The organism is Flexithrix dorotheae DSM 6795 (assembly GCF_000379765.1).
Lineage (GTDB): Bacteria > Bacteroidota > Bacteroidia > Cytophagales > Flammeovirgaceae > Flexithrix > Flexithrix dorotheae.
The window spans coordinates 98375-111040 of record NZ_KB903454.1 but is presented as its reverse complement, the minus strand read 5'-3'; the positions used below and the strand labels follow the sequence as shown (position 1 = coordinate 111040).

Below are 12666 nucleotides of genomic sequence, written 5' to 3'. Positions count from 1 at the left end.
TCCTTTATTTTTTTAAGGCTTTTATTAGAGATGATTTTTTGCTCCTCTATTTATTGGAGATTTTAATGTTCAGAAAGTTTTCCAATTCATTATCGCAGAATTTCAGGTTTTAGTGATAAACTATAATTGATAGAAAGAGCTTTAACCTTCAAATGATACAAAGTAATTAATGATAAACCTGAGTTGTTTCCATACTTAATGGAAGGAGGAGGTTGGTTTGAGTTGTTTTTTCTGTAATTAAAGGTAGGTACTACAAAAATGAGCACACAAAAAAAGGGCACATGGCCCTTAAAAAAATAAAGTGTTAGGTTGATTATACTGTAATTCCAATAACAAGAATATCATCTCTTTGTTCAGTTTTTCCCTGATATTCTTTTAATTTTTGCTCAAGATTTTTCTTCTGGGTATCCTTATCGAAACCAGAATTCTCAAGTATAAAATCTTTAAGTCTGTTGGTTCCAAAACGTTTTCTGTTCTCATTATTTTGATCTACCAATCCATCAGTAGTTAAGTAAATAACATCCTTTGGAGATAATTCAATTTCCTGTTTGGAAAATTCAATACTCACTTTGGGTTGTCGTCCGGCAATTGATCTTCTGTCACCAGCAAGGGTTTCCACTATTTTCTCATTATTTCTATGTATAAATAATGGCCTTTTTGCTCCGGTAAATGTTACTTTAGTATTTCCAGTGGTTAGTTTTTCCAGGCTGCAAATACAAATATCCATTCCGTCTCTATTAGTAGTTTCATTTTGCCTTAGGCCTTCAATAATTCTTTTATTGAGATGCTCCAATATTTCTGAAGTATCATAAATTTTCATCTGATTTACAATCTCTTCAAGCAAGGTATTTCCCACCATTGACATAAATGCTCCGGATACCCCATGCCCTGTACAGTCCACAGCGGCAATCAATATTTTTTCTCCTTCTCCATTGTGAGGGGGTACTTTGGTAAACCAGTAAAAATCTCCCGAAACAATGTCCTTTGGTAAATAGGTAATAAAATAATTGCTTAAGAAGGAATCTAAAAGATTTAATGAAGGTAATACGGCCTCCTGAACCGATTTGGCATATCTGATACTGTCTGTAATTTTTTTGTTCTTTATTGTAACATCTCTATTTAGTTCCTGCAGGTTTTCTGCTTGTACTGCAATTTCTTCTTTCTGCTGATTAATTTCCTGCACCTTTTCCAGAAGGTCGTCCTTAGTTTGGCTTAACTCAGTATTTAGTTTAAATAATTCATTGTTTTTCTTTTTAATTCTTTTTCCGGAACCAAATAAAATGAGTGCAACTATTAATAGGGAAATGGCGACTACTGAGAAAATTATAAAATCTCTTTCTAGTTCTTCTTCTACCTGTTTTTTTTCAGTGGCTATTACTTCAATTTGTTCTTCTACAGCATGATTAACCGAATCTTTTTCAATAATTACAAATTTCATTTTGTCAATTATTTCTTTGGTTTTCACCTGAGCATCCTCATAAGCAAGATCGTTTTCAATTAATTGAGTTTCAAGAGAGGTCATAGTTTCTGTAAGATGTTTTTTTTCTTCATCCGTCAATTCCGATTCTTCTCCCATCTTTTCAGCAACTAATTCCATCTGAGTTCGAATTTCAGTGCTTTTCTGCAACAACCTCTGTTTTTCCAATTCCAGGTCGTTAATGATAATGTTGATGTCTTTATCATACTCAGTTATCTTTTCCAGGTCAATTTTATCATCTTCAACCTCTACTTCTTCCACAATTTCATCAGACCCTTCGGGATATTCTACATTGGAAAGCTCTTCTTTCTCCTCTTTTATATTAGAAAAGTATAATAAATAATGGTTATCACCCGGAAGGTGCTTTGAGCTTATTACCTCATGTCCATTAATGGCATATTGTTGTTTTTCTACCTCTCTTATTCTTAATTTATATTCCCCCTGGTCGTTTGTTTCATATTCTTTACCATTGATGGTGAAACTTGTATGGGTGAGTTTATTGTTGTCTTTATCGTAAATTACAATGGTCTGGTAGGGTACCGGAAGTGTCAAATGAAGTAGCCCTCCTTTTTTCTGAAATTCCACCCCTTCAGGCTCTAATAATTTCCCATTTACGGAAAACTTACTGGTTTCATCTACTCTGATAAATGCCGGAACTTTAAAAGAAAATACACCTTTACTATTTGATTTGGCCTTTAATTGTGGATCATCAGGATTTAAAACAATATCCGCATTTGCCAGTAATTCTTCATTTTCATCAAAAACTTTCCCAATAAGATTAAAATCTACTGGTTTCAATTTAATTTCAATCTTAAAATTATCCCCCTTCAATTTGCCCCAGCTGAACATTTCGAACCCCCGTTTAAAAGCTTCAATTTCATCTATTTTACTGGAGGATATTTCAGTGGAGAAAACTCCGGCAGCATCGGAAGTTACATAGCTGTTTTCGTTAATTGAAATTTTTACATCCGGAACAGTTTTGCCATTTTCGTCAATTACTATCCCGGTAATTTCAACTTTATCCTGGGAGAAAGTTTGAGAAATCGGAAAAAAATGAGAAATAGTAATTGCAAGTAAGAATAAAAATGAATTACGCATAAATAAAAGTCCTAAAAATTTTAGTTAGGTTTTGACAAAAAAGGGCTTTCCGGCACCTTTTAACTAGTATTTTAAACCTGGTCTGTATTTAACCAATTCTTCAACGCCATTACCTTTGAATTATTAACTTTTATTTGATTTTTTAATCGTGCATGGAAAAGGAGGGTAAATGATCCGATTATCGAATAATTTTTCAATAATTTGATTTTTTGTCAAATATCATTAAAATTAAATCAAGGTCAGCTTAAGATTCTCTATAATTAATCCATTACAACCTTTTGAAAAAAAACACTATGCTATTTTATTCAAAATTTTTATCAATAATAGTTTTATTTTTTGCCATAAGTTTAACTACAAATGGTCAGTCAGATAAAGATATTGATCAGGTATTAAATATACTTAAAAGACAAACCCAGGACTGGAATAATGGTGATATTGATAAATTTATGGTGGGTTATTGGCCTTCGGATAAGTTAAAATTCATTGGAAGTAAAGGAGTGATTTATGGTTACCAGGCCACTTTGGAAAGGTATAAAAAGAATTATCCTGATACCGAAACCATGGGAAAGCTAAAGTTTGAAATAATTTCTTCAGAAAAGCTCGATAAAAAAGTGATATTTATTGTAGGAAAATTCCATCTCACCCGTGAAATTGGAGATGCAGAAGGGCATTTTTCCCTAACCTGGAAGAAAATAAAAGGAGAATGGGTAATTATTGCCGATCACTCCAGCTAGTCCTACAGGAGCTAAAATTAAATAATACAGGGCTTGGTGATCAATTGATAGATTCCATTAAAACATATCCGTATTTCAAGCTAGTCGCATTTATAAGAACAGCGGGCTACTCAGCTTTTCTTTAAAAATATCCCTTCTAAACCACAGATAATAAATCTGCTTTTTTACAGACGCTTCTTTTCTAATCCTCGTTACATGTGCAGTGATTATTGGAAGGTATTGAATTATTATGCTTCAAAATTTCAAGATAATACACTTTTTCCTAATTAATTCTAACCTCGGTTAAATGATTTTTTGGTTAAGAATTAATTATCGAAATACAATTATTTTTTATAGCTAAAACTTTTAAGTGTTTGACTAACAATTTTTTGTATTTGAGAAATGGAAACCTTGATTAATATTTTTTAGATGGGAATTCCAAATTTGATTCATGAAATTAAAAATATTTTTTATAATCTTTCAATTGGCGGTCATTTCCAGCCTTCATGCTCAAAATGCTCCAAAGTACAGTAATGAGTTTATGGCAATTGGGGTAGGAGCTAGAGGATTGGCCATGTCAAATAGCCAGGCTGCAGTGACAGATGATGTGACTTCCGGGTATTGGAATCCCGCTGGTTTACTTAATGTAAAGGAAAAATATGCTTTTGGGTTAATGCATGCTTCATATTTTGCGGGAATTTCCAATTACGATTATTTTGGATTTGCTACCCCGATCGATAGCAGAAGTCGAATTGGCCTTTCTCTCATCAGGTTTGCCACTGACGATATTCCCGATACCAGGTTTTTGTATGATGCAGATGGCAATCTCAATTATGACAATATTAATTCTTTCTCTGCCGCAGATTATGGTTTTTTGTTTTCCTATGCAAGAAGGTCAAAGCTGATCAAGGGACTAAACCTTGGGGCTAATTTCAAAATAATTTACAGGTCAGTTGGAGTTTTCGCCAATGCCTGGGGCTTTGGCTTGGATATAGGGGCCCAACTTAAAAGAGGAAACTGGCAGTTTGGACTGGTTGGCAGAGATATTACCGGGACCTATAATACCTGGAATTACAATCCTGAAACTTTTTACGATGTGTTCGCTAAAACTGGTAATACCATTCCCGATAATTCTATTGAAATTACCCTGCCCAGGGTAATTGCCGATGTCGCCTATGGCACCAGGGTAAAAGAAAATTTTGGTGCTTTAGTTACAACAGGTGTAGATATTACATTCGATGGCGCCAGAAATACACTCATAAAGACTTCCATGTTTTCTATTGACCCACATTTGGGAATGGAGTTAGATTTTAAAAAAATTGTGTTTTTAAGGGGAGGGGTAGCCGGGTTTCAGGAAATAAAAGATTTCAAGGGAGGAACTTACTGGACTTTCCAACCCAATTTTGGAGTGGGAATAAAGATAAAGCAGTTTAAAATTGATTATGCCTTAACTGATATTGGTGATCAGTCTGAAGGCCTATATTCTAACATTTTTTCACTTATTGTAGGCCTGGGCAAATCTAAGAATACCAAGCCAAGATATATTTATGGGAACCAATAGATTTATCTTACTTTTTTTATACTTAATTCCTTTATTTTTTTCTCCTTTTTCCTTTGCACAGGTGATTGAAAATGAGTGGATTAATTATGATCAGCAATATTATAAAATCGGGGTGAGCAGAGAAGGGATTTTCAGGGTTTCATTTGAGGAACTTCAAAACGGAGGCTTTCCGGTCAATACAGTAAATCCACAACATATTCAGCTTTTTTTCCGGGGAAAAGAACAACCCATTTTCATTGCCGGAGAGGCTGATGGCGTTTTTAATCCTGGTGATTATATTGAGTTTTATGGAACAAAAAACGATGGATGGTTAGATACTGAATTTTATCCTGATCCAATCAGCCAGACTGATCCATTTGCCAGCATGTATAGCAATCAGACTTTTTGTTTTCTAACCTATACCCTTGATGAATCTTTAGGCAAAAGAATTAAAGTTAATAATGAGACCGATCCTGGTTTGGTGGCTAAATCCTATCACCTACAGGAAGAAGTAATCCATTTTACCACTGATTTTGGGTACAACAAAATAGAAAGGTATTTTTCCAGTGGCAGATTATATCCTAAATTTTTTCAATCCATTTCAAATGAAGGAGCATTACTTTCCGGATTTGATGAAGGGAAAGGTTTTACCGATCTGTATGCTGGAGGTACTACCAAAAAAGATTATAAAATTCCAATTAAGAATCTGTATGCTTCAGGCCCAAATCCTACGCTTGAGGTAAAAATGACTGGACGATCCAATACGGTCCATCAGGTGAAAATATATGCGGGAAAAGATTTAGGAAGCCAGCGAGAATTGGGCACATTAAACTTTTCCTATTATGACAATAGTGTGTTGTCGACTACCTTAAATTTTTCTGATTTACCCACAATTGATGATTCATTAGTTGTTTCTTATCAAATTGAACAACTCACCACCAATTACAATGAAATTGTTTCATTATCCTATATTAAATTAATTTACCCACAAGAAATTAATGCAGATGGGGCTGTACAAAAAGTATTCAATGTGCCCAGAGATGATGAGAGTCAGATAAAAGTAGAAATTGAAAATGTTCCAGCCAACCATAGGTTATTTGATATCACTTCTGTTGAAGATAAAAAAGAAATTTTAGGAACACTGGATGGTTCCAATACCTTTACTTCAGTTATTTCTGGAACCGGGAAAAATGCCAGGTTACTACTCACTGATGAAATTTATAGTATTGATACTATTGGACTTACCAATATTTCCAGAATTAATACTGCCGCTAATTATTTTATAATTTCCCATCCTGCATTAATGAAATCGGCAAACGGTTCTGATGACCCTGTTCTTGAATATGCAAATTACAGGGCTTCAACAGAAGGGGGAGGTTATCAGGTGTATATTGCTGATATTCAGAATATTTATAATCAGTTTACTTTCGGAGAAGTTACACCCCTGGCCATAAGAAGGTTTGCGGAATATCTTTTGAATAACGGGAATCCCGAGTTTTTCTTTATTGTAGGAAAAGGGTTGGCCATCAATTATAATTATGAAAAAAACAAACCTGCAAGTAATTCTTGGACCTATAAAAACCTTGTTCCCTGTTTTGGAGAACCATGTTCTGATAACATGCTGACTTCAGGACTGAAAGGAAGCATTTATGAGCCAGCTATTCCTACAGGGAGATTATCCGCCAATACCCCACAACAAGTTTTGGATTACCTGAACAAGGTAAAAGAGCACGAAAGTTTTGAGTTCAATGATTTGTGGAAAAAAAATGCATTGTTTTTAAGTGGAGGTAAAACGGTTCAGGAACATAATCTGCTCAAGTTCCATACCCTGGAATTTAAATCGAAGGTGGAGGGTGATTTTATTGGAGCAAAAGGGGAGATTATCCAAAAAGGAACAACCGGTCACACGGAATTTATCGATATTTCAGATGAAATAAATGCTGGAATTGGAATCGTAACTTCATTTGGACATTCTTCAATTGTTGCGGCTGATTTGGAGTTTGGATATGCCAGTGACCCCATAAGGGGCTTTGAGAACAAAGGAAAGTATCCATTTATGTTCATGATGGGTTGTGATATAGGAAATGTATTTGCCAGAACCAGATCTGTGGGAGAAGATTGGATCCTAACCCCTGAAAAAGGAGCAATTGGTTTTTTAGCACATAGTTATCTTGCATTTGCCGATACACAGGCAGAATATGCTAAAAAGTTTTTTGATAGGGCTTTTACCAATAAGCTCCTTTACAACAAACCTATTGGTGTGGTTTTACAGGAAGCCATTAAGGATTATGTGGAACTCAGAGCACACAGTGAAAGAGACTGGTCAAATGCCCAACAATTTGTTTATTCGGGTGATCCGGCTATCAGGCTTTATCCCATTGAAAAACCTGATTATCACATTGCTGATGATAAATTATTTATCCAAAAATTTGATGAAACTGAAGAACTTACAGTACAGACTGATTCCTTTAAAATCGGAATTGTGATTTCCAATTTTGGAACTGTAGATAAGGATTCATTTAATATTGAAGTGAAACGAAATTTTAATGATGGATCATTTCGGTTTTATGATCCTATTCGTGTTCCCCCAATTTCTTATCAGGATACCATTTATTTTACTATTCCCGTCACAAAGGAAGACAAACTTGTTTCTGGAGGAAACAGTACTTTTGAGGTAGTTATTGATGCCAGTGGAGAAATTGATGAGTTGGATGAAAGCAATAATTTCGGACAACTTAATTTATTCCTGCCTAAAACGAATATGATTATCATTACTCCCAGAGAGTTTAGTATAGTGAAGGAAGAAAAGGTTAGTTTATTTGCCCAAAATAATGATCCTTTAACTCCAGATAGGTTTTATCAATTTCAAATTGATACTGCTGCGCAATTCAATAGTCCTGTATTGAAGGATACGCTTGTTTTTGCTGGTGTTACTTCGGAATGGGAAACCGATTTATTATCGGGACAAACCAATGATTCCACAGTGTATTTCTGGCGGGTAAAATATAGTGATACCAGTGAGGATGAAAGTTGGGCTGAAAGTTCTTTTACCTATATTAAAGATTCTCCTGAAGGCTGGTCTCAAAGCGAATTTCCTCAGTTTGAAAAAAATAAAATTGAAAATCTTGAGCTCAATAATTCCAATAAAAAATGGGAATTTAAAAGAGAAGAAATGGTATTGAAAGTACAGGCAGTAGGCGATGAGAATGCGGATCCAGCTAATTATCACCTATATGTAAATGATTTTCTTTCTGTGGGCCAGGGAATTTGTGCTATTAATAATCTGGTTACTTATGCCATAGATCAGTTTTCTGGAAAACCTTATTCCATTCCGGTTTATCCACACTTGAAATGTGGTTATGGAGACCGGGGAGACGCATATAGACTGTTAGACAATGATTTAAGGAATTATAATTTCATGACCTTTTATATGAGCTTCATAAAGGAGGGAGATTATGTGGTGATTTTTTCAGCGGGAAAATTGAGGTATGAAGATTATTCCGATGAAAATTTTGCAGGGTTTGCGGAAATGGGCATTGATGTGGAAACTATGAAATCCACTTTAAAAAATGGTGATCCTTTTATTGCCTTTGGAAGAAAAGGGGCTGCTCCCGGAACTGCTACAGAAATTTATCCCAGATATACTTCAGCCACTCCTTCTAATGCCCAGTTGATTTCGGGAGAATTCACTATTGATTTTGATGCCATTGAAGGAAATGTACTTACCCCCAGAATCGGGCCTGCGGAAAATTGGGGATCTATTTATTTGAATATTAAGGAAGAGAATGCGACTGAGGATGACTGGTTTGTAGATGTAATAGGCATAAGTTTACAAGGGGAAGAATCCACTGTATTATCAAATATTAAAGCGGAAAATACGGATATTTCCATGATTGATGCCAATACTTACCCTTATCTAAAACTTCAGGCATTTACTTCAGATACAACAAGCAAAACACCTGCTCAATTGCACGATTGGAAAGTACTCTATGAGGAAGTTCCGGAAGGTATATTATTTTATGATACGGTTTTAGCACAAACTACCATTCCCGAAATTGAGGAAGGTGATTCCATTAATTTTAAATACAAATTTGAAAATGTGACTCAAACTGACTTTAAGGAAAATCTTGTGGTGAGATATGCTTTGCAAAATGAATCAACCAACAAACAGCTTGAATTTTACGATACACTTTCTAATCTGCCGGCAAAAGGCTCTATACCTATATCTGTAGATCTTGGAAGTATTGAATGGGTAGGTTTAAACAAACTAAATGTTTATGTTAATCCCAGGGTTTTGAAAGAGCAGATTTATGAAAACAATATTCTTGAAACCAAATTTAAAGTCAATAAGGATAGTACTAATCCAATTCTTGATGTTGTTTTCGATGGGGTACATATTATGAATGGTGAGCTGGTTTCTCCAACTCCACTAATTACCATAAGCCTGAAAGATGAAAATAAATTTCTGGTAAGAGAAGATACTGTTGGTTTGGAAATTTTCATGAGTAATTGTGACAGTTGTGATTTTAGAAAAATTGAATTTAATAGTCCAAATGTCAATTGGACGAGGGTGAATAACAATGATTTTCAGGTGTATTATCAGCCTGATAAATTACCTGATGGAAAATATACCCTGATGGTAAAAGGATCAGATAAAAGTGGAAATGCTTCAGGACTGGCTCCTTACAGAATAAGCTTTGAGGTAGAAAATGAATCAAAGGTGACGCATTTTTATCCATATCCTAATCCATTTTCCGACCATGTGCAATTTGTCTTTACACTCACCGGAGCGGAAATTCCCGATGAATTGAAAATCCAGATTATGACCGTAACGGGAAGAGTTGTGCGTGAAATTACACAGGATGAGATTGGTACCATTCGTATTGGAAATAATCGCACCGAATATGCATGGGATGGAAGGGATGAGTTTGGTGATCAATTGGCCAATGGTGTTTATTTATATCGGGTTTTTGTGAGGTCAAACGGACAGGAAATTGAGCATCGGGAAACTTCCAAAGATGATATGTTTAAAAATGGGTTTGGAAAAATGTATTTGATGCGATAAAAAGATGGTTTTTGAAAGATAATTATATTTCAAAATTGATGATAAAAAAAGGCATCTATTCTGATTGAACGGATGCCTTTTCTTATGAATAATGCTATTAGAATTCTTTCTCTCCAAATTCACTCTTGATAAACTTGGCTTTGTTTTTCACTTTATTAAGTGTATAACTCAGGTTTAACATCAGGACATCCACCTCATAGACATAATTGGTAGTGGTATAAAATTCATTGGGGACAAATGTGGTAATTCTTTGCTCATTTGATCTCATCATCCCCATATCTATATTTAACCATTGAAAAGTTCCGGTCAGGCGGCCATCCATAAATGTTTTCTTCACAGTAAGATTAGGAGATAAAAATCTGGAATCTTCACCCTGTGCGGTAATTCTGTCAGAAAGGTAATTTACAGATAACTGGATAGTCCAGTCCTTTTCCAAGGCAAAGGTAGTATTGGCATTAATGCTGTACATCCAACTTGAATTATCAATAGGTTTGTTGTCGAACTCGCCCTTGATATTAGTATTATAAAGGTTGGCTCCTGCGTAAATTCCCCACCAGTCTTTAGGATTTAGTTCTGAACCAAATTCCACCCCAAAAGTCCGGCCTCTTCCTACATTAGAATAAATTCTATTTAAAATGGTATCATTGAAAACCGTATTTACCCTGTTAATTAAATTTTGAACATTTCTAAAATACCCTGTTACAAATACCGAATTATCCCCGAAATCCTTTACAACTCCCAATTCAACCAGGTCGATAAATTCAGGTAATAGTTCTGGGTCACCTTGTTCAAGTGTTTCAGAATGCTCTCTTTCAGGAAATGGATTCATTTTAAATGTGGTTGTTCTTTCTACTCTTTTGCTATAAGCTGCCTTCAATTTTAATTCATCATTCGCCTGATAAACTAAATTAGCTGAAGGATAAAGTTTAACAAAATCATAAAGGTAAGTGGTATCAATGGTAAGAGCCTTATCCCTTAGATCCAGTTCTCTGTCCATCATTTCCAGCCTCATGCCCAATTCATAGCTCCATTTATCCTTTTCCCCCGAAAGCTGTCCATAACCAGAATGAATAACTCTTCGCAAATTAACTGAGCTCGAAAATTCAGGAACCAATTCAAAATCTCCGGTTTCCAGGTTTTTTCTTTGATAAACAAAATCTCCTTTATGATCCAGGTTTCGGTATTGATACCCAAATTCCAAATCCCCAAAAGGTAATGGGGCAACTTGATAATCCAACTGAAACCGAATTCCGTTTAGCGGATTATCATTAGTATTGTATTCATCCTGCAACACTTCTTCAGTATTTGGCCATCCTAGGTTTTTATTGGTAGTAGGCCCTCCTAGCATGGTGTATTCATATAAAAAGGAAGTAGAAATAGATGATTTATTATCGAATTTGTGGCTGTAATCAAAACTACCAAGGGCAAAATCTCCTCTTCGAATTCTTAAGTTTTCATTGTAATACTGATAGGTATAAAGTCTTTCTCCTGATGGAATGTAAACCGCATGATTATCGTAATAGAGAATATCAGCCGTTCGGTCTTTTGACCTTTTTCCCCCATAAAAACCTATATTATAAGAATCCTTTTCATTTGGTGTATAAGCTACAGAAAATCTTCCTGAGTAGCTGTATTCATCAAAACTTCTTTCTCCATCGGAAGGAAATCTGGTCATGGTGTCTCCACTTATGGTATAAACATCGCCTTCTCTTCTTCCTGCAATATCATTTCTTAGATAACTTGCGCCCAGGGAAATATCCCATTTGTCTTTTCTGTAATTTAAGGTAAAGTCTCCGCCATACCGATGCGCTTTTTCTGCATTGTCATAATCCTCCACACTGGGTAATCCATATTTCCCATTTACCATTAAAAAAAGGCCATCAGCAGCTCCTTTTTTGGTAATAATATTGATCATTCCGGCCTTACCTTCAGGATCATATTTGGCAGAAGGAGCGGTGATTATTTCCACATTTTCAACTGCGTTGGCTGGAAGTTGATTTAAAATAACGGAAGGATCTGTTTGAACGGGCTTGCCATTAATCATTACCACAAAACCGGAAGAGCCCCTTACTGAGATGTCTCCTTGGCCATTTACATTTACAGAAGGCATATTCCTGATAATGTCAGTGGCCGTTCCCCCCTGGCTGGACTGAAATTTATCGGCTTCATACACCTGACGGTCAATTTTGTGAATGGTGGTGGCTTTCTTACCTGAAATTTCCAATTCCTCCAAAAACTTTTGGTTTGGAGTCAACACAATAGGTTTTAATTCTAAATTCTTGTTTTTTTCTACTGTGAAATTTCCAATATTTTTACTTTCATACCCAAGAAATGAAGCAATTAAATAATATTCTCCGGCCTTTATTTTTTCGATTCTGAAATTCCCATTTTCGTTGGTAACCCCTCCTCCAATTAAGGTACTATCTTTTAATTGATAAACTGCCACACTCCCATACTCAATTGGCTGATTCTCGGAGGCGTCCAAAAGACTTCCATTTATGCTGGACTGGCTAAAAGAGCTCAACGCAATTAGGTTTAGGAAAATTATTGTCAATATTCTTTGCATAAATTTTATAATTATTAAGTAATTCTATTGCACAAAACTCTGCTTTTTTCGGGCAATGACTATGGTGTTTTTTTTGAAATAATGGTAATAAAATAAATCAACTAAATTGCGGGGAAAATGGACCTGATTAATTTGTGTCTTATTCCTTTTCCATATTTTTTAATTGGCTACTTCCCAAAAAGTATTGGAAATAATCCAATGAATGAT

General features: G+C 35.2%; 5 protein-coding genes. 3 read left to right on the top strand and 2 right to left on the bottom strand.

Going from position 1 to position 12666, the window contains the following annotated elements; genetic code table 11:
* Positions 1 to 313: 313 nt before the first annotated feature.
* Positions 314 to 2575: a SpoIIE family protein phosphatase gene (locus A3EM_RS0122600; RefSeq protein ID WP_020530534.1), complete on the bottom strand. Its 2262-nt coding sequence runs from the start codon at positions 2573 to 2575 to the stop codon at positions 314 to 316.
* A gap of 293 nt (positions 2576 to 2868) precedes the next feature.
* Here A3EM_RS0122600 and A3EM_RS0122595 point away from each other — a divergent pair, with 293 nt between their 5' ends.
* The 3 genes from A3EM_RS0122595 (at position 2869) to porU2 (ending at position 9893) form a co-directional block, all read left to right on the top strand.
* On the top strand, positions 2869 to 3309 hold the full coding sequence (locus tag A3EM_RS0122595; RefSeq protein ID WP_020530533.1) for a YybH family protein: 441 nt from the start codon (positions 2869 to 2871) through the stop codon (positions 3307 to 3309).
* A gap of 430 nt (positions 3310 to 3739) precedes the next feature.
* Positions 3740 to 4849: a putative type IX sorting system protein PorV2 gene (locus A3EM_RS0122590; RefSeq protein ID WP_020530532.1), complete on the top strand. Its 1110-nt coding sequence runs from the start codon at positions 3740 to 3742 to the stop codon at positions 4847 to 4849.
* On the top strand, positions 4836 to 9893 hold the full coding sequence (porU2, locus tag A3EM_RS0122585; RefSeq protein ID WP_020530531.1) for a putative type IX secretion system sortase PorU2: 5058 nt from the start codon (positions 4836 to 4838) through the stop codon (positions 9891 to 9893). Before A3EM_RS0122590 ends, porU2 begins: the two co-directional genes overlap by 14 nt.
* Positions 9894 to 9990: 97 nt before the next feature.
* Here porU2 and A3EM_RS0122580 read toward each other — a convergent pair whose 3' ends face one another.
* Positions 9991 to 12459, bottom strand: a complete 2469-nt coding sequence (locus tag A3EM_RS0122580) for a TonB-dependent receptor (RefSeq protein ID WP_026210529.1) — start codon at positions 12457 to 12459, stop codon at positions 9991 to 9993.
* Positions 12460 to 12666: the final 207 nt, after the last annotated feature.

Bases quoted from the DNA above. Each gene is read 5' to 3' on its own strand.
- A3EM_RS0122600 (WP_020530534.1), bottom strand. From the start codon at position 2,575: ATGCGTAATTCATTTTTATTCTTACTTGCAATTACTATTTCTCATTTT.
- A3EM_RS0122595 (WP_020530533.1), top strand. From the start codon at position 2,869: ATGCTATTTTATTCAAAATTTTTATCAATAATAGTTTTATTTTTTGCC.
- A3EM_RS0122590 (WP_020530532.1), top strand. From the start codon at position 3,740: ATGAAATTAAAAATATTTTTTATAATCTTTCAATTGGCGGTCATTTCC.
- A3EM_RS0122580 (WP_026210529.1), bottom strand. From the start codon at position 12,459: ATGCAAAGAATATTGACAATAATTTTCCTAAACCTAATTGCGTTGAGC.
- porU2 (WP_020530531.1), top strand. From the start codon at position 4,836: ATGGGAACCAATAGATTTATCTTACTTTTTTTATACTTAATTCCTTTA.